Origin of the sequence: Pseudomonas putida (assembly GCF_030159595.1) — a bacterium.
Lineage (GTDB): Bacteria > Pseudomonadota > Gammaproteobacteria > Pseudomonadales > Pseudomonadaceae > Aquipseudomonas > Aquipseudomonas putida_AC.
In genome coordinates, this window is record NZ_BSKJ01000015.1 from 64,225 (window position 1) to 88,815 (window position 24,591).

Annotated in this window: 27 protein-coding genes; 12 read left to right on the forward strand and 15 right to left on the reverse strand. The window is 62.4% G+C overall.

Going from position 1 to position 24,591, the window contains the following annotated elements; all coding sequences use genetic code 11:
- Positions 1-8: 8 nt before the first annotated feature.
- From QQL85_RS25180 to prlC, 5 genes are all read right to left on the reverse strand, one after another.
- Positions 9-728: a carbonic anhydrase gene (locus tag QQL85_RS25180; RefSeq protein WP_284357074.1), complete on the reverse strand. Its 720-nt coding sequence runs from the start codon at positions 726-728 to the stop codon at positions 9-11.
- A gap of 273 nt (positions 729-1,001) precedes the next feature.
- The gene (locus QQL85_RS25185) at positions 1,002-2,060 is read right to left on the reverse strand and encodes a PA0069 family radical SAM protein (RefSeq protein WP_284357073.1); all 1,059 of its coding nucleotides are present in this window, start codon (positions 2,058-2,060) and stop codon (positions 1,002-1,004) included.
- A 70-nt stretch (positions 2,061-2,130) separates the two neighbouring features.
- Positions 2,131-4,125, reverse strand: coding sequence for a M3 family metallopeptidase (locus QQL85_RS25190; RefSeq protein WP_284357072.1), 1,995 nt, complete (start codon positions 4,123-4,125; stop codon positions 2,131-2,133).
- A gap of 110 nt (positions 4,126-4,235) precedes the next feature.
- The gene (locus QQL85_RS25195; protein WP_284357071.1) at positions 4,236-4,517 is read right to left on the reverse strand and encodes a YheV family putative zinc ribbon protein; all 282 of its coding nucleotides are present in this window, start codon (positions 4,515-4,517) and stop codon (positions 4,236-4,238) included.
- On the reverse strand, positions 4,514-6,565 hold the full coding sequence (prlC, locus tag QQL85_RS25200; RefSeq protein ID WP_284368781.1) for an oligopeptidase A: 2,052 nt from the start codon (positions 6,563-6,565) through the stop codon (positions 4,514-4,516). Before prlC ends, QQL85_RS25195 begins: the two co-directional genes overlap by 4 nt.
- A 102-nt stretch (positions 6,566-6,667) precedes the next feature.
- Here prlC and QQL85_RS25205 point away from each other — a divergent pair, with 102 nt between their 5' ends.
- Entirely contained in the window at positions 6,668-7,216 is a 549-nt protein-coding gene (locus QQL85_RS25205) for a gamma carbonic anhydrase family protein (RefSeq protein WP_284357069.1), read from the forward strand.
- Positions 7,217-7,236: 20 nt separating this feature from the next.
- Complete coding sequence (locus tag QQL85_RS25210) at positions 7,237-7,887, forward strand: HAD family hydrolase (RefSeq protein ID WP_284357068.1); 651 nt, start codon at positions 7,237-7,239, stop codon at positions 7,885-7,887.
- Between the two features lie 33 nt (positions 7,888-7,920).
- Here the strand turns inward: QQL85_RS25210 and QQL85_RS25215 are convergent, their stop codons facing one another.
- Complete coding sequence (locus QQL85_RS25215; protein ID WP_284357131.1) at positions 7,921-8,994, reverse strand: aminopeptidase; 1,074 nt, start codon at positions 8,992-8,994, stop codon at positions 7,921-7,923.
- An 85-nt stretch (positions 8,995-9,079) separates the two neighbouring features.
- Here QQL85_RS25215 and QQL85_RS25220 point away from each other — a divergent pair, with 85 nt between their 5' ends.
- Together QQL85_RS25220 and QQL85_RS25225 are read left to right on the forward strand one after the other, a co-directional pair.
- Complete coding sequence (locus QQL85_RS25220; protein WP_284357067.1) at positions 9,080-9,493, forward strand: hypothetical protein; 414 nt, start codon at positions 9,080-9,082, stop codon at positions 9,491-9,493.
- A 55-nt stretch (positions 9,494-9,548) separates the two neighbouring features.
- Positions 9,549-9,962 (forward strand): hypothetical protein, encoded by a 414-nt coding sequence (locus QQL85_RS25225; RefSeq protein ID WP_284357066.1) that lies wholly within the window; start codon positions 9,549-9,551, stop codon positions 9,960-9,962.
- 36 nt (positions 9,963-9,998) lie between these two features.
- On the opposite strand, the gene QQL85_RS25230 is transcribed toward QQL85_RS25225, so the two are convergent.
- Both QQL85_RS25230 and QQL85_RS25235 read right to left on the reverse strand, forming a co-directional pair.
- Positions 9,999-10,232, reverse strand: coding sequence for a DUF1161 domain-containing protein (locus tag QQL85_RS25230; protein ID WP_284357065.1), 234 nt, complete (start codon positions 10,230-10,232; stop codon positions 9,999-10,001).
- Positions 10,233-10,305: 73 nt separating this feature from the next.
- Positions 10,306-10,731, reverse strand: a complete 426-nt coding sequence (locus QQL85_RS25235) for an OsmC family protein (RefSeq protein WP_016712814.1) — start codon at positions 10,729-10,731, stop codon at positions 10,306-10,308.
- 154 nt (positions 10,732-10,885) lie between these two features.
- Here QQL85_RS25235 and QQL85_RS25240 point away from each other — a divergent pair, with 154 nt between their 5' ends.
- Entirely contained in the window at positions 10,886-11,890 is a 1,005-nt protein-coding gene (locus tag QQL85_RS25240; RefSeq protein WP_284357064.1) for an LLM class flavin-dependent oxidoreductase, read from the forward strand.
- 37 nt (positions 11,891-11,927) lie between these two features.
- Here QQL85_RS25240 and QQL85_RS25245 read toward each other — a convergent pair whose 3' ends face one another.
- Both QQL85_RS25245 and QQL85_RS25250 read right to left on the reverse strand, forming a co-directional pair.
- Complete coding sequence (locus tag QQL85_RS25245) at positions 11,928-12,149, reverse strand: DUF1161 domain-containing protein (RefSeq protein ID WP_284357063.1); 222 nt, start codon at positions 12,147-12,149, stop codon at positions 11,928-11,930.
- A gap of 101 nt (positions 12,150-12,250) precedes the next feature.
- Complete coding sequence (locus QQL85_RS25250; protein ID WP_003253076.1) at positions 12,251-12,466, reverse strand: dodecin; 216 nt, start codon at positions 12,464-12,466, stop codon at positions 12,251-12,253.
- Positions 12,467-12,616: 150 nt separating this feature from the next.
- On the opposite strand from QQL85_RS25250, the gene QQL85_RS25255 reads away from it, so the two are divergent.
- Positions 12,617-12,940 (forward strand): DUF883 family protein, encoded by a 324-nt coding sequence (locus tag QQL85_RS25255; protein WP_016712811.1) that lies wholly within the window; start codon positions 12,617-12,619, stop codon positions 12,938-12,940.
- Here the strand turns inward: QQL85_RS25255 and QQL85_RS25260 are convergent.
- The gene (locus QQL85_RS25260) at positions 12,937-13,833 is read right to left on the reverse strand and encodes a LysR family transcriptional regulator (protein WP_284357062.1); all 897 of its coding nucleotides are present in this window, start codon (positions 13,831-13,833) and stop codon (positions 12,937-12,939) included. The genes QQL85_RS25255 and QQL85_RS25260 overlap by 4 nt on opposite strands.
- A gap of 110 nt (positions 13,834-13,943) precedes the next feature.
- Here QQL85_RS25260 and trpB point away from each other — a divergent pair, with 110 nt between their 5' ends.
- Positions 13,944-15,161 carry a tryptophan synthase subunit beta gene (gene trpB / locus QQL85_RS25265; protein WP_284357061.1) on the forward strand — a complete coding sequence of 406 codons (1,218 nt, stop codon included), beginning with the start codon at positions 13,944-13,946 and terminating at the stop codon, positions 15,159-15,161.
- On the forward strand, positions 15,158-15,967 hold the full coding sequence (gene trpA, locus QQL85_RS25270; protein ID WP_284357060.1) for a tryptophan synthase subunit alpha: 810 nt from the start codon (positions 15,158-15,160) through the stop codon (positions 15,965-15,967). The genes trpB and trpA overlap by 4 nt, the downstream gene beginning before the upstream one ends.
- A gap of 120 nt (positions 15,968-16,087) precedes the next feature.
- Here the strand turns inward: trpA and QQL85_RS25275 are convergent, their stop codons facing one another.
- Positions 16,088-16,420, reverse strand: coding sequence for a DOPA 4,5-dioxygenase family protein (locus QQL85_RS25275; RefSeq protein WP_016712807.1), 333 nt, complete (start codon positions 16,418-16,420; stop codon positions 16,088-16,090).
- A gap of 23 nt (positions 16,421-16,443) precedes the next feature.
- The gene (locus QQL85_RS25280; protein WP_284357059.1) at positions 16,444-17,343 is read right to left on the reverse strand and encodes a choline sulfate utilization transcriptional regulator; all 900 of its coding nucleotides are present in this window, start codon (positions 17,341-17,343) and stop codon (positions 16,444-16,446) included.
- Between the two features lie 108 nt (positions 17,344-17,451).
- On the opposite strand from QQL85_RS25280, the gene betC reads away from it, so the two are divergent.
- The 3 genes from betC (at position 17,452) to QQL85_RS25295 (ending at position 21,601) form a co-directional block, all read left to right on the forward strand.
- Positions 17,452-18,969 carry a choline-sulfatase gene (gene betC / locus QQL85_RS25285; RefSeq protein ID WP_284357058.1) on the forward strand — a complete coding sequence of 506 codons (1,518 nt, stop codon included), beginning with the start codon at positions 17,452-17,454 and terminating at the stop codon, positions 18,967-18,969.
- Positions 18,970-18,983: 14 nt separating this feature from the next.
- Entirely contained in the window at positions 18,984-19,907 is a 924-nt protein-coding gene (gene choX / locus QQL85_RS25290) for a choline ABC transporter substrate-binding protein (protein WP_284357057.1), read from the forward strand.
- Between the two features lie 128 nt (positions 19,908-20,035).
- Positions 20,036-21,601, forward strand: a complete 1,566-nt coding sequence (locus QQL85_RS25295; RefSeq protein WP_284357056.1) for a SulP family inorganic anion transporter — start codon at positions 20,036-20,038, stop codon at positions 21,599-21,601.
- A 27-nt stretch (positions 21,602-21,628) separates the two neighbouring features.
- On the opposite strand, the gene aroE is transcribed toward QQL85_RS25295, so the two are convergent.
- Together aroE and hemF are read right to left on the reverse strand one after the other, a co-directional pair.
- Complete coding sequence (aroE, locus tag QQL85_RS25300; RefSeq protein WP_284357055.1) at positions 21,629-22,453, reverse strand: shikimate dehydrogenase; 825 nt, start codon at positions 22,451-22,453, stop codon at positions 21,629-21,631.
- A 25-nt stretch (positions 22,454-22,478) separates the two neighbouring features.
- Positions 22,479-23,390, reverse strand: a complete 912-nt coding sequence (gene hemF / locus QQL85_RS25305) for an oxygen-dependent coproporphyrinogen oxidase (protein ID WP_284357054.1) — start codon at positions 23,388-23,390, stop codon at positions 22,479-22,481.
- A 135-nt stretch (positions 23,391-23,525) separates the two neighbouring features.
- Between hemF and QQL85_RS25310 the strand changes: the two genes are divergently transcribed.
- On the forward strand, positions 23,526-24,503 hold the full coding sequence (locus tag QQL85_RS25310; protein ID WP_284357053.1) for an NADPH:quinone reductase: 978 nt from the start codon (positions 23,526-23,528) through the stop codon (positions 24,501-24,503).
- Positions 24,504-24,591: the final 88 nt, after the last annotated feature.

A 24,591-nucleotide genomic window follows, 5' to 3' on the forward strand; every position in this document is an offset into this window, starting at 1 on the left:
TGGGTCGCTTAGTAGCGGCCTCTCGGAGTAGCGCAGGGGACCGGCTCGCCAGCAGCCAGGGGCATGAAGCTGTCGCTGGCGGCGTCGTAGGCTTCGATCCTGCTGGTCTCGATGTCGTAGACCCAGCCATGGATGTACAACTGGCCAGCGGCCAGACGCGAGGCCACCGAAGGGTGGGTACGCAGGTGGTGCAGCTGGGCGATGACGTTTTCCTTGGTCAGCACCTGCATGGTTTCGTGTTCACTGCCGCACGAGCAGTTGTTCTCGACCACGGTGCGAGCCACTTCGGCGTGGCGTAACCAGGCCCCGACCGTCGGCATCTTGTCCAGCGAGTGCGGGTTGAGTACCGCACGCATCGCGCCACAGTCGGAGTGGCCGCAAATGATGATGTGGTGCACTTTCAGTGCGAGAACTGCGTATTCGATGGCGCTGGAAACACCACCGTTCATCTGGCCATAAGGCGGTACCACGTTACCCACGTTACGCGTCACGAACAGGTCGCCTGGCGAGCTCTGGGTGATCAGCTCGGGGACGATGCGCGAATCGGCGCAGGTGATGAACATGGCTCGCGGCGTTTGCGCAGTGGCGAGCTTCTTGAACAGTTCTTGCTGCTCGGGGAAGACGTCATGGTGAAAGCGCAGGAAGCCGTCGACGATGTGCTTCAGGGCTGCATCGGCGCCCTCGGCGGGTACATCCGGAACGACCTTGGATGGGTCCTTGACGGGCATGATTCATCCTCTTGACGGTGTGTTGGTAAATCCATTTTACCGGTGAAAGATTCTGGCTATGCAGGGATTTAGATGACACGCACGGGCCATAGATCACAGTCGGTGTGGACTGGTTTCCTACGCTAGCGGGGAAAACTTAACTGAAACTTAATTCGAAGGCTCTAGAACAGGCGTTCCAGATATGAAAGGCGGGATCTGAATAATAGCAAAAAAGCATCAGTTGCCAATATGGATTAGCAAAATTATTGGGTGTTATTAGCTGAGTTACAGGCATCAGAACAACGCCATCTGGCCCCCCGGTGGGCAGAATGCCGAGCAATCCAGTGCCTGCGCTTCCCGCCCTTCAAAGTCCAGCCGCTTCATGGCCTTGGCAAAGCGCTGAGCCAGCAGTTCGGCAAACACGCCTTCCCCGCGCATGCGCGCGCCAAAGCGGCTGTCATACAACTCACCGCCCCGGCTCTGGCGGATCAGGCTCAATACATGCGCCGCCCGTTGCGGGTAATGGTCCTGCAACCACTGTTCGAACAGCGGTGCCACTTCCAGTGGCAGGCGCAGCATCATGTAGGCCGCGCTCTGTGCACCGGCTTCCTTGGCAGCCTCCAACAGACGTTCCAGTTCACTGTCGTTGATCATCGGAATCATCGGCGAACACAACACACCCACCGGCACACCCGCCTCGCGCAATACGCGGATGGCCCTCAAGCGTGCGCCGGGTGAGGCCGCTCGTGGCTCCAGCACCCGCTTGAGATCATCGTCCAGCGTGGTCAGGCTGATCATTACCCGCGCCAAGCGCTGGCGGGCCATCTCGGCCAGCAGGTCAAGGTCGCGAAGCACCAGCGAACCCTTGGTGACAAGGGTCACCGGATGGCGAAAACGCAGCAACACTTCAAGCAGACGCCGGGTGAGCATATGCTCTCGCTCGATCGGTTGGTAAGGGTCGGTGTTGGAGCCCAGGTTGATCGGCGCGCACCTGTAGCCCGGCTTGCTCAATTGTTGCGCAAGCACCTCGGCGGCGTTGGTCTTGGCAATCAGCTTGGTCTCGAAATCCAGGCCGGGGGAAAGGTCCCAGTAGGCATGGGAGGGGCGGGCATAGCAGTAGATACAGCCATGCTCGCAGCCTCGATAAGGGTTGATGGAGCGGTCGAAGGGCAGGTCGGGCGAGGTGTTGCGGCTGATCACCGACTTGGCGGTTTCTATCCGCACTTCAGTGCCTTGCGTCTGTGGCACTTCCTGGTACCAGCCATCATCCACTGCCACCGAATGGTTCGTGGCAAAGCGGTTATGTGGGTTGTGCGCCGTGCCACGGCCCTTTTGCGGTGCTGGGGGAATCATGGCTCACCTCGATACTGTATTCATATACAGTATCGTGTGCACCCGAATCTTTCCAGCACCTCTGGTCTACCTACTTCAGGCCATGCCAGCTCAGGTACGCGGCCTGCTCAGATTGCCGACCAAGAAACACCTCGATGCCTTCGCGCAGTGGGCGCGATGCGCCTGGGGCGAACAACGCGTCCTGCAGGGCCCGGCCCGTGGCCCGGTTCAACAGGCCCTCAGCCTCGAAGCGGGTGAACACGTCAAAGGCATGCACATCCGACCACAGGTAGGCGTAGTAACCAGCATCGTAACCATTCACCAGGTGATCGAAGGCATGCGCCGGGTGCTCGAAATCAGCGAGCGGCCAGTAGCCACAACGCTCACGGGCCTCATTCAGGCGCTGCTCAAAGGATCTGCCATCGTTCGGTGCGGCATGCAGGTCCATGTCGAACAGCGCCAGGCTCAGATGACGCGCGACTTCCTCCGTGCCCTGCTGCCGCAGCGCCTCCAGGCACTCATCGGCTTGCCGCCGGGTCAGCGGGCTGCCATCGCTTGCGTGCGCCGAAATCGACACCAGGTAATCGGCGTCCCAGACCCAACGTTCGAACAACTTGCCGAACAATTCCACCCCATCGGTACCCAGTTCGGTCACGTTGGACATCACATGGTTCGTCGTACGCACCAGTAAATGGTGCAGGGCATGGCCGAACTCATGGAACAACTTGCGCAGTGACAAGTGGTCGAGCAATGGCTGGCTCCCTGGCGGTGCTTGCGGCACATCGCAGAAAACCACCACCGAGGCGGCCTGGTAGATACCCTCGGCATCGACCCGACGGTTGCGTATGTATGTGGTCAATACTGCGTCTGGCTGCTTGCCGGCGTGCTGCACGGCATCCAGATACAGAAAACCGATGAAGGCGTTGTCCTGCCACACCTCGAACGGTTGCACGCTATCATCCCAGGTAGCGAGCGGCTTAGGCTGGAGCACCACACCAAACAGCCTCTGCGCCAGCGCCTGTAACGCGCTGACAACCGTATTCAGCGGGAAGTAGTCGCGCAGGGCTTCGGTAGGCAACTCGCCGCGCGAAGACGCCTGCAAGTAGTCGTAGTCCCAAGGTTGCGGGTTCTTCAGCCCGTGATCGGCAGCCTGACGCGCCACTTGGGAGCGCCAGCGCAACATGGCCGGGCGCACATCATCGGCCAAGGCATGAAGAAATCCGCGCACCTGGGCCACCGAACCCGCACTCTTCACATGCAGGCTCTGCTCCAGATGGCCGGAAAAACCGAGCAGAAGGGCCTTTTCCTCGCGCAGTTGCGCCAGGTGTTGCAGAAATGAGCGGTTGTCCTGTTGCGGATCATGGTTGACGCCACGCGTGTGGAAAGCCCGGTAAACACGCTCACGTAGCCCGCGGTTGGCGGCATGCTTGAGCACCTCATCAGTGGTCACGCTGTCACAGGCTATCAACCAGCCCGGCTCACCGGCTTCTTGCGCCCGTGCAGCCAGTGTGTCGCGTATCCGTTGTGGGATGCCGCTCAGTTCGGACTCATCGGCAATACTCAGCCCTGGCCGGTTGATGTTGCTGCGAAATGCGTTGCAGGCAACAACGATCTGCGCCTGAAGGTCTGCCAGACGCGCCTTGCCAGCAGCGTCTTGCAACACCCCGCTGGAGGCAAATTTGTCCAGATGCCAACGCAAGGTGGCGCGTTTCTGGGCATCCAGCTGCTTGCCAATGTCACTATTGGCCAAACGCTCATACAGTGCATGCAAGTCAAGGTTGACGAACTTCTGCTCGAAACGTGCCGTTGCTTTACCGTAAAACTCAATGATGGCGTTAGCCCAGGCCTCATCCCGGCCAACCAATGGCGAGGCGGCATACAACACCGCCAGCAGTTGGCTATCCAGGCCGTCCACGGCCAGCACCATGTCATCCCAGGTGGGCATGGCCTGCTGCTCGAGGATGATGCGCTTGATCCCTTGCTCGTGCGCCAGTAGCACATGATCGAAAGCCGCACGCATGCTTTCAAGGGTGATGGAAGGGAAATCGACGGGGATGTGGCTAGCTTGCAGCAGTGGGTTGTCCATGGCGCATCACTTTGCTCGTAGAAAGGAGCAAGAAAGCGTGCATGGACAGCGTATGCCAGAAGGCCTGACTATCTACCACCCGGGCATTGCGCCCAGGTGGCACGACAGCGTTACTCAGCGGGTTTCTTCAGCTTCGGATTCGGAAAGAACTGCACCGTCTGCACCTTGGCCGGCGCGGGTTTCGGCGCCAGATGGTTGACCCGGGTGCCGAGTTCCTTGGGCACCGACAAGCCCTGCTCGTTGAGGGTGTCGGTAAAGCCGCAGGCCACGCATTCGCGGTGCGGTACGCCGTCTTCGTTCCACATCATCAGCTTGTCGGGCTCGCTGCACGCCGGGCATACCGCCCCGGCAATGAAGCGCTTCTTGGTCTTGTTCACGGCTACCTCACTCATGCCGCAGCACCCTCGGTAAGGCCACTGTGGCGCAGCAACGCATCGATGGAAGGCTCACGCCCACGGAAGTCGACAAACAACTCCATCGGCTCACGCGAACCGCCGCGGGCCAGGATCGCCTCACGGAAGGCGCGGCCGGTCTCGGCATTCAGCACGCCTTCTTCCTCGAAGCGCGAGAAGGCGTCAGCCGACAGCACTTCGGCCCATTTGTAGCTGTAGTAGCCGGCTGCGTAACCACCAGCAAAAATGTGCGCAAAGCTGTTAGGGAAGCGGTTGTACGCAGGTGGGCGCATGACCGATACCTCGTCGCGCACGCCTTCGAGCACCTGCAGCACACTACGGCCGTCGCCATGGGTGGCGTGCAGCTCGAAGTCGAACAGCGAGAACTCCAGCTGGCGCACCATCATCATGCCCGACTGGAAGTTCTTTGCCGCCAGCATCTTGTCCAGCAGGTCCTGGGGCAGGGGGGCACCGGTTTCGTAATGGCCGGAGATAAGCGCCAGGCCTTCCGGCTCCCAGCACCAGTTCTCCATGAATTGGCTCGGCAGCTCGACCGCGTCCCAGGCCACGCCGTTGATGCCGGACACACCAGCATGCTCGATGCGGGTCAGCATGTGGTGCAGGCCGTGACCGAACTCGTGGAACAGGGTGGTGACTTCATCGTGGGTCAGCAGCGCCGGCTTGCCGGGTGCGGCCGGGGTGAAGTTGCACACCAGGTTGGCCACCGGGCTCTGCAGCTCGCCGGCAGCAGTGCGGCGGCGGTCGCGGGCGCCGTCCATCCAGGCGCCACCGCGCTTGTTGGCGCGGGCGTACAGGTCGAAGAAGAAGCGGCCAACATGCTGGCCGTTTTCCTTGATCTCGAACAGGCGCACGTCCGCGTGCCAGCTGTCGAAGCCCTTGAGCTCGGTGATTTCGATGCCGTACAGACGCTGCACGATGCTGAACAGGCCTCCCAGCACCTTGTCGATCGGGAAGTAGGCGCGCAGGGCTTCCTGGGACACGCTGTAACGCTGCTCGCGCAGTTTCTCGCCAAAGTAGCCGGCGTCCCAACTGGCCAGCTCAGGGCAGCCTTGTTCGGCAGCGTAGGCCTTCAGCTGTTCCAGGTCCTGGGCAGCAAATGGCTTGGAACGCTTGGCCAGGTCACGCAGGAAATTAAGCACCTGGTCGCTGGACTCGGCCATCTTGGTGGCCAGGCTCAGCTCGGCGTAGTTCTTGTAGCCCAGCAGCTCGGCCAACTCCTGGCGCAGGCCGAGGATTTCCTGCATCACCGGGCCGTTGTCGAACTGGCCGGCATTCGGGCCCTGGTCCGAGGCGCGAGTGCAGTAGGCGGCGTACAGCGCTTCGCGCAGCGCGCGGTCGCTGGCGTAGGTCATCACGGCGTAGTAGCTCGGGAATTCCAGGGTGATCAGCCAGCCGTCGAGGCCCTTGGCCTGTGCAGCGGCAGCCATCTGCGCCTTGGCCGAGTCGGTCAGGCCGGCCAACGCGGCTTCGTCGGTGATGTGCTTTGTCCAGGCCTGAGTGGCGTCGAGCAGCTGGTTGGAGAAGCGGCTGCCCAACTCGCTGAGCTTGCTCTGCACTTCGGCGTAGCGCTGCTGCTTGTCTGCCGAGAGGTCGATACCCGACAGGCGGAAGTCACGCAGGGCATGCTCAAGGATAGTCTTTTGCGCCACATCGAAACCGGCGGCTTCGGGGCTGTTGATCAAAGCCTGGTAGGCGTCGAACAGCGCACGGTTCTGGCCCAGTTCGGTAGAGTAGGCGCTCAACGCCGGCAGGCACGACTCGTAGGCTTCGCGCAGTTCTGCGCTGTTGCACACCGCATTCAGGTGGCTGACCGGGCTCCAGGCAGCGCCCAGGCGGTCGTTCAGTTCGTCCATGGCCAGCACCAGGCCAGCCCAGGAGGGGTTCTTGCCCTGCTTGTCGAGGATCTCGGCAATGGCTTTACGGTTGTCGGCCAGGATCGCTTCGATCGCCGGCAACACGTGTTCGGCACGAATGTGCGAGAAGGGCGGCAGATCGTGGGATTGCAGAAGCGGGTTGTTCGCAGTCACGGTTTGGATACCTTGGCAGAAGAAACACTGCCCCATCTTAATTACAATCGACGCCGACCGCAGCAGGCAGCCTGCCTATCGGCACAGATGAGAGACGCTATCATGGCCATCCGAAGCTTCCAGCAACACACTCCGAAAGTGGGACTTCGTGCCTTCGTCGACCGATCGGCGGTGGTGCTGGGCGACGTAGAGATCGGCGAAGACAGCTCGGTCTGGCCGTTGACCGTGGTGCGTGGCGACATGCACCGCATCCGCATCGGCGCTCGTACCAGTGTGCAGGACGGCAGCGTGCTGCACATCACCCACGCCGGCCCGTTCAACCCGGACGGCTTCCCGCTGATCATCGGCGACGAAGTGACCATCGGCCACAAAGTGATGCTGCACGGCTGCACCCTGGGCAACCGCATCCTCGTCGGCATGGGCAGCACCATCATGGACGGCGCCATCGTCGAGGACGAAGTGATCATCGGCGCCGGCAGCCTGGTGCCGCCAGGCAAGCGCCTGGCCAGTGGCTACCTCTACATGGGCAGCCCGGTGAAACAGGCCCGGCTGTTGAACGAGAAGGAGCGCGCCTTCTTCTCCTACAGCGCTGGCAACTATGTGAAGCTCAAGGACCAGCACCTGGCCGAAGGCTACGACCAACCGGAATGAACCCGACTACCGAGACGAACATGCACCAGCAAAACATCCTCTTCGACCTCGACGGCACCCTGACCGACCCGCGCCTGGGCATCACCCGCTCGATCCAGTACGCCCTGGCCAAGCTGGGTATCGACGAGCCGGACCTGGCCCGCCTTGAGCACTTCATCGGCCCGCCCCTGTTGCAGGCCTTCATGCAGTTCTACAGCTTCGACGAAGCCAAGGCCTGGGAGGCGGTGAACTTCTACCGGGAGCGCTTCCGCGTCACCGGCCTGTACGAGAACCTGGTGTTCCAGGGTGTTCCCGAGTTGCTTGAAGCCCTGAACGGGCAGGGCCGCACGCTGTACATCGCCACCTCCAAACCCTGGGAGTTCGCGCGTGAAATCGCCCGGCACTTCGCCTTCGACCACCACTTCAAGGTGATCTACGGCAGTGAGCTGGACGGCACGCGCACCAACAAGGTCGAGCTGATCCGCCATTTGCTGGATGAAGAAGGGCTGGACCCGGCGCAAACGTTGATGATCGGGGACCGCAAGCATGACCTGATTGGCGCACGCAGCAATGGCGTGCAGGCAGTGGCGGTGGGGTACGGGTTTGGTAGCCGGGAAGAGTTGATGGCAGAAGCGCCCGCTTTCCACTTTGCTACCTTGGCCGAGATGCATCAGGCCTTTATCAAGGCTTGATGGCCATGGGGGCTGCTTTGCGGCCCCAAAATCTCACCGGCTAACCATCAACCGCTGCAACGCCGCCTTCCGCTCTTCAATCGGTAACCGCCCCAGTTGCTCGACCCGCTCGTAAAACCGCGCCCAGTTCCCGTCAATCTCACGAAACACCGCCGCAAACGCCGGTACCCACTGGTCATACAGCCCAAACGGCAACAACTTGGCGTTGTTCATCGGCCCATACACCCAGGCGTCATAGCGCTTGTCACCGCCCCATTGGCCATCACGCACCTGCCGGTACTCACGCCTCAAACGCTCAAACTCGGCTTGCTTGGCCAGCCGCTTGTGCGCATCGTCCAGTGGCCCGGCATAAATTGCCTGCAACCGCTGGCGGCTGGCCAGCACCAGCCGGATGAACTGGTCACGCTGCTGCCCCTGCGCCTCGCCAACTGCGGCAAGCCCACGCGCCGTGCGCCATTGCCGGGTGCCTTCCTGCTCGACAAAGGAGGCAAACGATTCATTGAACTCGGTATCGTCCTGCACATAGAAACGCTGGTGAGCCAGCTCATGGAAGATCAGTGTGGCCAGGCGCTCATCGCCCCAACCGACCATTGACGACAGGATCGGGTCGTCGAACCAGCCCAGGGTCGAATACGCCTCCACGCCCCCCAGATATACATCCAGGCCATCCTGGCGCATCAACGCCGCCGCCCCGCGTGCCGCACCTTGCTGGTAGTAGCCACGATAAGCCACGCACCCCGCGATCGGAAAACAGTGCGTCACCGGCTGCAACGATAACTCGGGCGTGGCGAACACATTCCACACCACATAAGGCCGGCCAATGTCGGCATAAACCCTGTAGCTACGGTTATCCGGCAGTTTCAACTGCTGGCTGGCGAATACCCGTGCCTGTTCTGCGTGGGCCAGACGCGAGCGTAACTGCGGCGACGTGGCCGGGTCGGCCACCACCTGCGCGACGGGCTGACGTGCGCGCAGCAGTTGCAATTGGCCCTCGGCCAGCTGCCCATAGTAGGCGACGCTGCTGCAACCGTTCAGCAGGAGCCCCCCCAACAGGGGAACCAAACGGATGAAAACGCGGTCGAGTGCCCCAGGGCCTGAGCGCTGAATAAGAAAAAGTCGAAGCATCCGGGACTGTCTGACTCGCTCAAGGCTGATTCGCTCCAAGACTATCTCGCCAAGGGGGAGTTTCGCCATGCGTGCATTGTTGGTCGCCGGCTCACTGTTGCTGCTATCCGCCTGTTCAACCTTGCCAGACCCAGACCCGAACCAGGCCTGGATCGACCTCACGCCCTACGACAACACGTCGCTGGACGCTGTGCAGGTCGATGAACGCGACTGGGTCGACAACCGCTATTTCGAGGTTCAACCCGGCAGCCACGAGCTGACCGTGCGCTATCAGTTTCCGGTTACCCCCAGCAATATCGGCCCGGTCGACGAGCCTCTGTGGCGCGATTGTCAGGTCAAGCTGACCTTCAAGGACTTCATGGCCGGGCAGCGCTATCAACTGCAAGCGGGCAGCATTGGCTTCCGCCCGTGGCTCAAGCTCTACGACCAACAGCAAAAACTGCTTGGGCAAGGCCTGCCCGCAGGCTGCCAACGCACCTGAACCTCGCAAACGGCGCTATGCTTGTACCTTGTAAATCGCAAGTGGGAGTCTTGCCATGCGCCAGCCCATGATGCTGATCGCCCTCAGTGCACTGGGGGCTTGCGCCAGCCCCTTGCCCCCCGTCGACCCCAAGCAGGCCTGGGTCGACCTCTACACCATGACCCCCGGCCGGGTGATCATGGCCGACCGCCTTGACGGCAAACGCCTGGATGACGGCCGTTACTTTCAGGTCACACCTGGTAAGCACGAACTGGTGGTGCGCTTCGATTATGAAATCTACTCGGGCGGCATCATGAGCGAGCCCCGGGACCGTACCTGCTACCTGACCGTGCGCTTTGACAACTTCAAGGCCGGTGAGCGCTATCGCCTGGAGGCGCGGGCGCCGGTGATGGAGCCGCAGGTGCTGCTGTATGACGCCAGCCGCAAGGTGCTGGTAAACGAGCCTAGCGAAGTGTTCTGCATTCCGTGAAAGCCGGGGCTGCCATGCAGCCCCAGGTCTCAAAAGCTACTGGTCATTCTTCTGGTAGATGATTTTCTTGGTCCCGCCTTCGCAGGTCCCGACCACCATGTTCTGGTCCTTGACCTCGCTGTTGGGCACGATCTCCAAGGTGTAGGAAGGCACGCCCTGCGCCTGGATCTTGGCCTCGATCTCGGCTTTCAGCTCCTCGCACGGTTTCACTGCCGCCAACGTGGAGGTGGCGACCAGGGAAGCCAACACGGCGATTGCTACGCGAATCATGGAACGGCTCCTGAAGAGGCAGCGTGCTGCCGACGCTGTTTAGACTACAGCAAACCGCCACCGTTGCGCCGCTTCAGCCAACCAGCGCAGCATCCAGGCTGATCTTCGCGTTCAGCACCTTGGACACCGGGCACCCTTCCTTGGCCTTGTTGGCTATCTCCAGGAACTGCGCTTCGCTTGCACCAGGCACCTTGGCCCTGAGTACCAGATGCACGGCGGTAATGGCAAAGCCATCTGGCAGCTTGTCGAGCGTTACCTCGGCAGCAGTGTCGATCCGGTCCGCTGTCAGCCCCGCTTCGCCGAGCATCATCGACAGCGCCATCGAAAAACAGCCCGCATGCGCCGCACCAATCAACTCTTCCGGGTTGGTCCCCGGCGAACCTTCAAAGCGGGTATTGAAGCCGTAAGGGTTCTGCTTGAGCGCGCCGCTTTCTGTGGAAAGCAGGCCAGTGCCGTCCTTCAGGCCACCTTGCCAGATCGCTGATGCTGTCTTTTTCATGCTGCCTCCTGGTCTTTCGGTTACATGCTTATGGATTCAGAGGCCAGCCGCCTATGGCAAGTTCAGACCAATCTCACAGCAAGCATTGAATCCCCCGAATATGCCCATACAGAGATCAAAAGGCCTCTGGCCAACCACCCTTGCGGAGGCTCCAATGACGCAACTGCGTGACCTGAAAATTTCCACCCTCGACCTGGTGCCCGTGCGCGCCGACGCCGGCCCCGCGCAGTCGCTGCGCAACTCGCTGGACCTGGCGCAGCACGCAGAGCGCTTTGGCTACAACCGCTTCTGGGTGGCCGAGCATCACAACATGGACGGCATCGCCAGTTCGGCCACCTCGGTGCTGATCGGCTACCTGGCAGGGGGCACCTCGACCATTCGCGTGGGCTCTGGCGGGGTGATGCTGCCTAACCATGCGCCGCTGGTGATCGCCGAGCAGTTCGGCACCCTGGCCAGCCTTTACCCGGGGCGTATCGACCTGGGCCTGGGCCGTGCGCCAGGTTCTGACCAGATGACGGCCTATGCCCTGCGTCGTGACCGCGCGGGCGGCCCGGACGACTTCCCGGACGATGTCGAAGAGCTGTCGCGCTACCTCGGGCCACGCACCGATGATCAGAAAGTGATCGCCGTACCTGGGCACGACACCGAAGTACCGATGTGGTTGCTGGGCTCCAGCCTGTTCAGCGCGCAGCTGGCCGGGATGCGCGGCATGCCCTACGCCTTCGCCTCGCACTTCGCACCGCGTTACATGCACGAGGCGATCCGTGTTTACCGCAACCACTTCAAGCCGTCGACCACGCTGGACAAGCCCTATGTGATGCTGGGCATCCCCATGGTGGTGGCCGAAACCGACGAAAAGGCCGAGTACCTGGCCACCTCGGTGTACCAGCGCATCCTGGCGCTGATTCGTGGGCAGAGCCTGATGCAGAAGCCGCCGGTGGAAAGCATGGATGGGCTGTGGCTGCCGCATGAGCGGGATGCGGTGGGCAGCTTCCTGGGCCTGGCGATGATCGGCAGCCCGCAGAAGGTGCGGGCCAAGGTGGAGGTGCTGCTGGAGCAGACCGGGGCGGACGAGCTGATCTTTACCTGTGACCTGTATGAGCATGCGGACCGAATCCGGTCCTATGAGCTGTTGGCGCAGGCCCTGAAGACCGAGTGACCTTCTTCGCGGGCAAACCCGCGAAGAAGCCAACACATTAACCGCGGCGGTACACAATCTCTTTGCTACCCGCTTCACAGCTACCAATCACCTTACCCGCCGGATCGCCCTTATTGACGATCTCCAGGGTATAACCTTTGACGCCCTTGGCATCCAGCTTGGCCGCAATCTCCGCCTTCAGCTCCTCGCACGGCTTGCCCGCCGCCATGGCACCGCCAGCCAGGGTCATCAGGCCCAGGGCCAGAATCAGTTTGTTCATCGATCGCTTTCCTTGTGCAGATGAAATCAGAAGGGGCGCCCGCCAAGGCGCCCCTTTCCTAAATACCCCATCCCGCCAGGCTGTTCCAGCCCGGCGCGGCATCAACTATTGGCGATCCGGAAGCCAACCTTCAGCGTGACCTGGAAATGCGCCGCCTTGTTGTCACGGATATGGCCACGCGTATCGACCACTTCGAACCACTCCAGGTGCTTGATGCTCTTGCCGGCTTCGGCCAGTGCATTGTTGATCGCCTCTTCGATGCTGGTAGGCGAAGACCCTACCAGTTCGATCTTCTTGTATGTGTGATGATCGGTCATGAACGCTCTCCTTGGGTGACGGTGAGATTGAGCCTAGCAGCGCAGGCCTGGTTTACCTGCGAGCCGTCAGCCATGGCCAAAGTTCGATCGCACTTTCACGCAGGCCAACGGTCGCACTTCTTACAGCCCATACTGCAAAGGAGAGTCAACATGCACCGTAACTCGCTGCGTAAAACGTCCCTGGAAAGCATGGAAGCGGAGATCGAGAGCCTTCTGAAAAGCCTGGAGAACCTCAAGCACGATGCGTCGGAAGAGTCCCAGAAGTCGGTGAAGGCAATCCGCAGCAACGCCGAAAGTGCCCTCCGTCATTCGCGCAGCCTGCTGAGCGATGCCTACGAAGAGGTCAAGCAGCGCACCCGCCAGACCGGCATCGCCACCCGGGACTATGCCCAGGAACACCCCTACACCACCGCGGGCGTTGCCATCGGTGCATTGGGCCTGCTGGCGGCCTACCTGATGTGCAAACGCAACTAAGCGCTCTGCCGCGCCAGCTCGGCACGTAACCACTGTGCCAACTGCTCGGCGCGCCCGTCTGCGGCGCGCCTGGGCACCCACAACGCCAGCGCTGCCGTGGTTGGGGAAAAACCCCACGGCGCACTCAAGCGGCCCGCCCGCAGGTCATCGGCGACCAGTGGCTGCGGCGCAATCGCCACACCCAAGCCTGCAACCGCTGCCTCCAGCAGGTAGTACAAGTGCTCGAACGCCTGGCCATAGTGGATGGCTGCTGGCTCCAGCCCCTGTTCCAGCGCCCATGTCGGCCACGCCTGCGGGCGCGAAGTGGTGTGCAGCAGGGTTTCACCCAGCAACGCCTTTGCAGGCGCACCCTGCAAGCGCTCAAAGCCGGCGAAATGTGGGCTGAGCACTGGCCCGATGCGTTCTTCGGCCAGCACATGTACCTGCATGTCCGCAGGCCATGGCGGTTCGGCATAGACCAATAGCGCGTCTAACCCAGGCCGCCGCGGGTCGAGGTCACCTTCACCTGCCGACAGGTGCAGGCGCAGTTCCGGCAAGTCCGCCTGTAGCCTTCCCAAGCGCGGGATGAACCAGCGCGCCAGCAAGCTACCCGAGCAGCCCAGCACGAACGGCGCCTCGCTGACGTCGCGGCTGAGTTCGGCACACACACTGCGCAGCCGGTCGAAGGCCTCGCCACTGGCATCGCGCAGGCGCACGCCGGCATCTGTGAGTTTGATGCCGCGCCCGTCCTTGACGAACAGGGCCACGCCCAAGTGCTGCTCAAGCACCTTGATCTGCCGGCTGACGGCGCCGTGGGTCACATGAAGCGCCTCGGCCGCCTGGCTGACGCTGTTAAGCCGGGCGGTGGCTTCAAAGGCCCGCAGGGCATTGAGGGGAGGGAGGTCGTGGGCCATTTTACCTGTGAGTTTTTCTGACAAGTTTGCGCAATCTTATCGGTTTTCAGACGGGCTTGCCGTGGTTAGAGTAAAGCCCATCACTCATTCATCACGCCCTGGAGCGCCCCATGACCCAGTCCCAATACCGCCCCGGCCCTGACGCCAATGGCCTGTTCGGCTCGTTCGGCGGCCGCTATGTGGCCGAAACCCTGATGCCACTGGTGCTGGACCTGGCCCGCGAATACGAAGCGGCCAAGGCAGACCCCACGTTCCTCGAAGAACTCGCCTACTTCCAGCGTGACTACATCGGCCGACCTAACCCGCTGTATTTTGCCGAGCGCCTGACCGAACACTGTGGCGGCGCCAAGATTTTCTTCAAGCGTGAAGAGCTCAACCACACCGGCGCGCACAAGGTGAACAACTGCATCGGCCAGGTGCTGCTGGCCAAGCGCATGGGCAAGAAGCGCCTGATCGCCGAAACCGGCGCTGGCATGCACGGCGTGGCCACCGCCACCGTGGCCGCCCGCTTCGGCCTGCCTTGCGTGATCTACATGGGCGCCACCGACATCGAGCGCCAGCAAGCCAACGTGTTCCGCATGAAACTGCTGGGCGCCGAGATCGTGCCGGTCACTGCCGGCACCGGTACCCTGAAAGATGCCATGAACGAGGCCCTGCGCGACTGGGTTACCAACGTCGAAGACACCTTCTACCTGATCGGTACCGTGGCCGGCCCACACCCGTACCCGGCCATGGTCCGCGATTTCCAGTCGATCATCGGCAAGGAAACCCGCGCCCAGTTGCAAGAAAAGGAAGGCCGCCTGCCAGACAGCCTGGTTGCCTGCGTCGGTGGTGGCTCCAACGCCATGGGCCTGTTCCATGAATTCCTTGAAGAACCGAGCGTACAGATCATCGGCGTCGAAGCCGGTGGCCACGGCGTACATACCGACAAGCACGCCGCCAGCCTGAACGGCGGCGTACCGGGCGTGCTGCACGGCAACCGCACCTACCTGCTGCAGGACGAAGACGGCCAGATCACTGACGCCCACTCGATTTCCGCCGGCCTCGACTACCCCGGCATCGGCCCTGAGCACGCCTACCTGCACGAAGTGAAGCGCGTCGAGTACGTCAGCATCACCGACGACGAAGCGCTGGATGCCTTCCACGCCACCTGCCGCCTGGAAGGCATCATCCCGGCCCTGGAAAGCTCCCACGCCCTGGCCGAAGCGATCAAGCGCGCACCGAAGCTGCCCAAGGACCACCTGATGGTCGTGTGCCTGTCGGGCCGCGGCGACAAAGACATGCAAACCGTCATGAACCACATGGCCGCCCAGGAGAAACAGGCATGAGCCGTCTTGAACAACGCTTCGCCGAACTGAAGGCCGAAGGCCGTTCGGCACTGGTCACCTTTGTCACCGCAGGCGACCCGGGCTACGACGCCTCGCTGCAGATCCTCAAGGGCCTGCCAGCCGCTGGTGCCGACGTGATCGAGCTGGGCATGCCGTTCACCGACCCGATGGCCGACGGCGTGGCGATCCAGCTGGCGACCCTGCGCGCCCTGGAAGCAGGCCAGACCCTGGCCAAGACCCTGCAGATGGTTCGCGAATTCCGGGTGGATAACCACACTACGCCAATTGTGCTGATGGGCTACTACAACCCGATCCACCGCTTTGGTGTGGAAGAGTTCGTGGCGCAAGCCAAGCAAGCCGGCGTCGATGGCCTGATCATTGTCGACCTGCCGCCAGAGCACGACGCCGAACTGGCCACCCCGGCCCAGGCCGCAGGCATCGACTTCATCCGCCTGACCACCCCGACCACCGACGATGCGCGCTTGCCGCGCGTGCTGGAGCGCAGCTCCGGGTTCGTCTACTACGTGTCGGTGGCCGGTGTGACCGGTGCCGGCTCGGCGACCACCGAGCATGTGACCGAGGCCATTGCCCGCCTGCGTCGGCATACCGATCTGCCGATCAGCGTTGGTTTCGGCATTCGTACCCCGGAGCAGGCTGCGAACATCGCCCGCTTGGCGGATGGTGTGGTGGTGGGGTCGGCGCTGGTCGACAAGATTGCCCAGGCCAAGAGTGCAGACCAGGCAGTGAGTGATGTATTGAGCCTGTGCTCGGCACTGGCAGAAGGTGTGCGCGGCGCTCGTCGCTAGACCGCGTCGCCTGCTTCGCGGGCAAGCCCGCTCCCACAGGGATTGCACAGATGCTGAACACTGTGGAGGACTTGTGGGAGCGGGCTTGCCCGCAAAGAGGCCAGCACAGGCAACACAGATTCATCCACCAAATATCGACAGCTTCAAAGGCCGCACAGCCCCCATCCAGATCGCATGGTCCCGGTGATCCGCCAGCTCATCCCCGGTCAGCGGGTGCATGAACACCACCAACCCCTTCCGATACAGCGCCAGCCAAGGCAACACCACCCCAACAAATTCCGGCTCGAACGCCAGCTGGCAGCTCCAGTCCGGGTGCGGCCCCACCGGCTTTTGATGCATGCGCCCCATGGTCACGGGAAACAGCCGCGCCGCTTCCTCGCACAACTCACGTGCCTGCTCCATCGTTGCCGCGTCGTAATAAACGTGTGCGTGGTAACCCTTGATTCTTTGCACGATAACTCCCGATTACACCGCCATCAGCCGCTGCGCTCCTGCTCCAGCCAGCTGACGAACCGCTCGATCAACGCCCCGCGCCGCTTGCGCGGTGGCAAAACCAGATAATAGCCCCGACTCGACGTCAGGCTCCCCTCTAATGGCCGGCATAGCAACCCTTGGTCTACCAGACTATCCACAAGATGCCGCCAACCGATAGCCACACCCTGGCCAGCAATCGCCGCCTGAATCAGCAAGGTGTAGTTATCGAAACGCAACTGCCCCGCAGGCGGCGGGCTGGCCACGCCAAACCCGCGAAACACCCCCGCCCAATCAAACCATCGGCTGGCCTGCTCGCCCTTCAAGTGAAGCAGGGGTAATCGTTGCAAAGCCACGGCTGACAAGGGTTTGCCATCAGTCAGCCGAGGGCTGCACACCGGGTAAACTTCCTCATCGAACAGCCAGCGGCTTTCACCTTGGTGAAAGCGCCCATCGCCAAACAACACCGCCACATCGATGTCCGGGCGCAACATCCCCTGGCTGCGCTCACCAGTCACCAGGCTCACATCCACCTGTGGATAAGCCTCGTGAAAGCGCTGCAGCCTTGGCATCAGCCAGAACGCCGCAAAGGCAAAGTCGGTGGCGACCTGCAGCACTTCGCGCTGGCCGCGCCCGCTGGCTTGGGCAATGCCGTCATCCATCGCTTGCAAGCCCTGGTGCACCTGTTCGAACAACAGCTGGCCAGCCTCGGTGAGCTCGATGCCCCGATAAATACGGTCGAACAGCCGCGTGCCCAGCTGTGCTTCCAGGCGCTTCACCTGCTGGCTCACTGCCGGCTGCGTGGTGCCAAGCGCTAGCGCCGCAGCGGTAAAACCACGCAGGCGTGCTGCGGCTTCGAACACACGCAAGGCATCCAGCGACAGCTCGGCGAGGTGGTCAAACATAAGCTCAACTAATCCCAGTCATTGCCCGCCATGGGCTTTACCCATGTTATCCACAGTCGCATCTTGATAGGCAAGCGGTTCGCATAACCTTCAACGATGGAAGCCACCATGACGCGCCCGAATATCCTGTTCATCATGGCCGACCAGATGGCCGCACCTTTGCTGCCGATCTACGCCCCTTCGCCCATCCAGATGCCGCACCTGAGCGGCCTGGCCGAGCAGGCGGTGGTATTCGACTCGGCCTACTGCAACAGCCCGCTGTGCGCGCCTTCGCGCTTCACCCTGGTCAGCGGCCAGCTGCCCAGCCGCATCGGTGCCTACGACAACGCCGCCGATTTCCCCGCCGATGTACCGACCTATGCCCACTACCTGCGCCGCCTGGGCTACCGCACCGCGCTGTCGGGCAAGATGCACTTTTGCGGCCCGGACCAGCTGCACGGCTACGAAGAGCGCCTGACCAGCGACATCTACCCCGCCGACTATGGCTGGGCGGTGAACTGGGATGAACCGGATGTACGCCCGAGCTGGTACCACAACATGTCCTCGGTACTGCAGGCCGGGCCGTGCGTGCGTACCAACCAACTGGATTTCGACGAGGAGGTGGTGTTCAAAGCGCGTCAGTACCTGTACGACCATGTGCGCGAAAACGACGGCCGGCCGTTCTGCCTGACCGTGTCCATGACCCACCCGCACGACCCGTACACCATCCCCAAGCGCTACTGGGACCGCTACGAAGGTGTGGATATCCCCATGCCCCACGCCGGGTTCAGCCAGTCGGAACTCGACCCGCACTCGCAGCGCCTGCTCAAGGTCTACGACCTGTGGAACAAACCGCTACCTGTGGAAAAGATCCGCGACGCCCGCCGCGCCTACTTCGGCGCCTGCAGCTACATCGACGACAACATCGGCCAGCTGCTGCAAACCCTGGAGGAATGCAACCTGGCAGACGATACCGTGATCGTGTTCTCCGGCGACCACGGCGACATGCTCGGCGAGCGTGGCCTCTGGTACAAAATGCACTGGTTCGAGATGTCGGCGCGGGTACCGCTGCTGGTCCATGCGCCGAAGCGCTTTGCGGCGGGCCGGGTAAGCGCCTCGGTATCGACCTGCGACCTGCTGCCGACCCTGGTCGAACTGGCCGGCGGGGTTGTGGTTAAAGACCTGCACCTGGACGGCCGCTCGCTGCTCGGCCATCTGCAAGGGCGGGACGGCCACGACGAGGTGATCGGCGAATACATGGCCGAAGGCACCGTCGGCCCGCTGATGATGATCCGCCGCGGGCCTTACAAGTTCGTGTACAGCGAAGACGACCCATGTCTACTCTATGACCTGAGCCGCGACCCGCACGAGCGGGAGAACCTCACCGGCAGCCCGGACCACCAGGCGCTGCTGCAGGCATTTGTCGATGAAGCACAACAGCGTTGGGATATCCCCAGCCTGCGCCAGCAGGTGTTGGCCAGCCAGCGCCGCCGCCGCCTGGTGGCCGAAGCGCTGGCCATCGGCAAGCTGAAAAGCTGGGACCACCAACCGCTGGTGGATGCCAGCCAACAGTACATGCGTAACCACATCGATCTCGACGACCTCGAGCGCAAGGCACGTTATCCACAGCCCGCACCCCTGGATTGAGAAGAGAGGCCGCCATGCACAAGTTCTCCGCCGCCGTGTTCGCCCTGGCCTTGGGCACCGCCACCGCCCACGCCGCCGACACCGACGCGCAATGCAGTACCGTGAAAATGGCCGACCCCGGCTGGAGCGATATCGCTTCCACCAATGCCGTGGCACGCCTGTTACTGGAAAGCCTGGGCTACCAGGTGAAAATCGACAGCCTGGCCGTACCGATCATCTACGGCGGCTTGAAGGACGGCCGTGTCGACGCCTTCCTTGGCAACTGGATGCCGGCCCAGCAAGGTTTCCATGACAAGTTCATCGCCAATGGCGATGTGCAACAGTTGTCACGCAACCTGGAGGGAACCGAGTTCACCCTGGCGGTGCCCGACTATGTGTGGAATGCAGGGGTGAAGGACTTTGCCGACCTGCAAAAGCATGCCGACCAGTTCGACAAGAAATTGTATGGCATCGGCTCCGGCGCACCGGCCAACCTGTCGCTGAAGGAAATCATCGACAAGAATGAATTCAACCTTGGCCAGTGGAAGCTGGTGGAGTCCAGTGAGCAGGCGATGCTGGCCCAGGTCGACCGGGCGGTGAAGAAGCAGCAGTTCATCACCTTCCTTGGCTGGACCCCGCACCCGATGAACGTGAAGCTGAAGATGCATTACCTGACCGGCGGGGAGAAGTGGTTCGGCAGCAAGGGTGAGGTGTATACGCTGACCCGCAAGGGTTATCCACAAGCCTGCCCGAATGCGGCGAAGCTGCTGGGTAACCTGAAATTTACCCTGAACATGGAAAACGCCATCATGGCCGAGGTTGTGGACAAGAAGATCAGCTTCGATGACGCGGCCAGGGCTTGGGTGAAAACGAATCCCGAAGTGCTGGAAGGGTGGTTGGCTGGAGTAACTACCAAGGCCGATGGCAATGCCCTGGAGGCCGTCAAAGCCAAACTGTAGTCTTAGATACGACGCACCCCCTGTGGGAGCGGGTTCACCCGCGAATGCTGCAGTGAATGTACCGACGCATTCGCGGGTAAACCCGCTCCCACAGAGGGACAGTGGACCTTCGGAAATGTGAATATCTCATGCATCGCCTCACTCACCTGCTGCCCTTCCTCACCTGGCTCCCCCGCCAATCGGGCCGCAGCCTGCGCCAGGACCTGCTGGTCGGCTTGAGCGGTGCCATCCTTGCCCTGCCACAATCCATCGCCTATGCCCTGATCGCCGGCCTGCCTGCCGAGTACGGCTTGTATGCCGCCATCGTGCCGGTGCTGGTCGCCTGCCTGTGGGGCTCGTCCTGGCACCTGATCTGCGGCCCGACCGCCGCCATTTCCATCGTCCTCTACGCCAGCATCAGCCCGCTGGCCATGGCCGGCAGCGCCGACTACGTCACCCTGGTACTGCTGCTGACCTTCCTCGGCGGCATCTTCCAGCTGCTGCTGGGGCTTTTGCGCTTTGGCGCGCTGGTCAACTTCGTCTCGCATTCCGTGGTGCTCGGCTTCACCCTGGGGGCTGCCATCGTCATTGCCTTGGGCCAATTACCCAATCTGCTGGGCATGGACCTGCCAAGCCAGGCCACGGCGCTGAAAACCGTACAGGACCTGGCCAGCCATGCCGGTGAGGTCGACCTGCCTTCATTAATACTGGGCCTGGCCACCGTAGTGATCGGCGTAGCCTTCAAGCTCTGGCGCCCACGCTGGCCGAGCCTGTTGATAAGCCTGATGCTGGTCAGCCTGCTGGCCTGGCTGTTGCCGGGCTACTTTGCCCATGTACCGCGGGTGGCAGCGTTCACAGGGCAGCTCCCGCCGTTCAGCCCGCTGCCTTTGCTGGATGTGGAACTGATGCTGCGCCTGCTGCCCAGCGCCGTGGCGGTAGGCATGCTGGGGCTGGTCACCAGCCTGTCGATTGCCCGCTCGTTGTCGGCACGTTCAGAACAGCTGATCGACCCTGATCAGGAAATACGCGCACAGGGCCTGTCGAATATCGCCGGTGCATTCTTCTCCGGTTACCTGTCTGCCGGTTCCTTCACCCGCTCGGGCCTGAGTTATGAGGCAGGCGCCCGCTCACCCATGGCCGGGGTGTTCTCGGCGCTGTGGGTGGCGTTGTTTGCCGTTACCGGTGCCGGCCTGATCGCGCACCTGCCGATACCCGCCATGGCTGGCAGTATTCTGCTGATCTGCTGGGGGTTGGTGGACCATCGGGGGATTCGCGCGCTGTTCCGGGTCAGCCGGTCGGAGTTCCTGGTGATGGCGCTGACGGCGGTGGCGACCTTGTTGCTGGAGTTGCAGACGGCCATCTATGCCGGGGTGCTGGCGTCGCTGTTCTTCTATTTGAAACGCACCTCACGGCCACGCGTACAGCAAAGCCGTGAAGGGGACGCGGATGTGTTGCGGGTGGGCGGGTCGATTTTCTTTGGTGCGGCGCATTACCTGCAGGTGCGCTTGCAACGCTGCCAAGGGCCGCATGTGGTGATCGATGCCCGGCAGGTGAATTTTATCGATTACTCGGGTGTGGATATGTTGCACCGCGAGGCGCGGCGGTTGCGGCGATTGGGGGGGAGTCTGACCTTGCACCGGGCCAAGCCGCAGGTGATCGAGGAATTGCAGAAGCTGGAAGGGGTGGAGTTGTGCCCCATCCGCTTTGAAGATTGATTGGGGCCGCAAAGCGGCCCCGACAATTCAGCCCCGAGCCAGCTGCCGGCGCAGTTCAGCCAACACCGGCGCCGTATCCGGCCTCACGCCACGCCAGATAAAGAAGGCTTCCGCCGCCTGCTCAGCCAGCATCCCCAACCCATCCAGCACCTTTGCCGCGCCCAGGTCAGTAGCCCACTGGCAAAACGGCGTAGGCTCCTTGCCATACATCATGTCGTAGCAAACCGTGCGCCCCGCCTCGACCAGGCTATCGGCAATCGGCGGCATTTCCCCGGCCAGGCTCGCCGAGGTGGCATTGATGATCACATCCACCGGCTCCTGCAACCAGGCAAACCCGCTGGCCACCACCGGCCCCAGTTCATCGAACTCACGCGCCAACTGCTCGGCTTTTTCCACAGTCCGGTTGGCGATCACCAACGACTGCGGTTTGTGCGCCAGGATCGGCTCCAGCACGCCGCGCACGGCGCCACCGGCACCAAGGATGAGAATGCGCTTGCCGGCCAGTTCGACCCCGGCATTCACCGTCAGGTCGCGCACCAGGCCAGCGCCATCGGTGTTGTCGCCCTGCAGGGTGCCATCAGCCAGCTTGCTCAGCGTATTCACGGCCCCAGCGCGCTGGGCACGCGGGGTGAGGCTGTCGCACAAGCGGTAGGCCTCTTCCTTGAACGGCACGGTGACGTTGCCGCCGCTGCCTTGCTTGAAGAAGCCGCGTGCGCAATCGCTGAACTCGTCCAGCGGCGCCAGCAGGGTGGCGTATTCCAGGTCCTGCCCGGTCTGCTCGGCGAACAGGCGGTGGATCAGCGGCGACTTGCTGTGGCCGATGGGGTTACCAAAAACGACGTACTGGTCCATGGCGGTTCCTTGGTTGTCCAAAGGCTTACTGGCCAAGCCAGTCGCGGTCCTGCAGGAAGTACTCGGTCAGGCGCGCTTCTTCGCTACCCGGCGCGGCCTTCCAGTCGTACCCCCAACGTACCTGCGGCGGCAGCGACATGAGGATGGACTCGGTGCGGCCACCAGACTGCAGGCCGAACAGGGTGCCACGGTCGTAGACCAGATTGAACTCCACATAGCGACCGCGACGGTATTCCTGGAACTCGCGCTGCTGCGGGGTGTAGGGCGTGTCCTTGCGGCGCTGGATGATCGGCAGGTAGGCGTTGACGTAGGCATCGCCGATAGCGCGGATGAAGGCGAAGCAGGTGTCGAAATCCCACTCGTTCAGGTCATCGAAGAACAGGCCGCCGATGCCGCGTGGCTCGCCACGGTGCTTGAGGTGGAAGTAGCGGTCGCACCAGGCTTTGTAGCGCGGATACACGTCGGCGCCGAAGGGCGCGCAGGCCTGCTCGGCCACGCGGTGCCAGTGGATGCAGTCTTCCTCAACGCCGTAGTACGGGGTCAGGTCGAAGCCGCCGCCGAACCACCACACGGCCTCTTCACCTTCCTTTTCGGCGATGAAGAAGCGCACGTTGGCGTGGGAAGTAGGCACATGCGGGTTATGCGGGTGGATCACCAGCGACACGCCCAGGGCCTCGAAACCACGGCCCGCCAGCTCGGGGCGGTGGGCACTGGCCGACGGTGGCAGGCCGGCACCAAACACATGGGAGAAGTTGACCCCGCCTTTCTCGATCACCTTGCCGTCGCCGATCACCCGCGTGCGGCCCCCGCCACCGGCTTCGCGCACCCAGGCGTCCTCGACGAAGCGGGCACCGCCGTCTTCAGCTTCGAGGGCAGAGCAGATGCGGTCTTGCAGGTCGAGCAGGTAGGCTTTCACGGCCTCGGTGCGGCTAGTCATCGGGTCACCAGGAACGGGCAGGGAAGAATTCGCCGCGTAGCATACCACCGCCAGCGCGCGCGCCGCAGTTGACGGCGATCAAGCAAAGGCGTCCGATAGAAGGCCTTTTCCCGATCCCGACGACAGGAGTGCGAGATGGCCAAGCGTATCCAGTTCAGCCAGCATGGCGGCCCGGAAGTGCTGCAGTTTGTGGAATTCGAACCCACCCCACCCGGGCCGCAGCAAGTGCGTGTGCGCAACCATGCCATCGGCCTGAACTTCATCGACACCTACTTTCGCAGCGGGCTGTATGCACCGCCGTCCCTGCCTTCTGGCCTGGGTACCGAGGCAGCCGGTGTGGTCGAGGCCGTGGGCGAGGGTGTGACCCGGTTGAAAGTGGGTGACCGCGTGGCCCATGCCGGCGGCCCGCTGGGGGCGTACAGCGAGGTGCATACCTTGCCGGAGGCCAACCTGGTCAAGCTGCCCGACACCATCAGCTTCGAGCAGGCGGCAGCGGTGATGCTCAAGGGTTTGACCGTGCAGTACCTGCTGAAGCAGACCTATGAAGTCAAACCGGGCGACGTGATCCTGTTCCACGCTGCAGCGGGTGGCGTGGGTTCGTTGGCGTGCCAGTGGGCGAAGGCGCTGGGCGCCAAGCTGATCGGTACCGTGAGTTCTGCCGAGAAGGCCGAACGGGCCAAGGCGCTGGGGGCATGGGAAACCATCGACTACAGCCATGAAGATGTGGCCAAGCGGGTACTGGAGCTGACCGACGGCAAGAAATGCCCGGTGGTGTATGACGGCGTGGGCGCCGATACCTGGCTGACCTCGCTGGATTGCCTGCAACCGCGCGGGTTGATGGTGAGCTTCGGCAATGCCTCGGGCGCAGTGAGCGGGGTGAACCTGGGGATTCTGGCGCAGAAAGGGTCGCTGTATGTGACCCGGCCGACCCTGGCGAGCTATGCCAACAATGCCGCGAACACGCAGGCCATGGCCGATGACCTGTTCGCGATGATTGCCAGTGGCAAGCTGATTGTGGATATCCAGCAGCGGTATCCGCTGAGCGAGGCGGCCAAGGCACAGGCTGAGCTGTCGGCGCGCAGGACTGTGGGGTCGACTGTACTGATCCCCTGAGCCAGGCACATTCCCTGTGGGAGATTCTATGGTTTTCAGCAAGCTGTTTTGACACCTTTGGTGATGTATTCGTCCTGATTTTTCATCA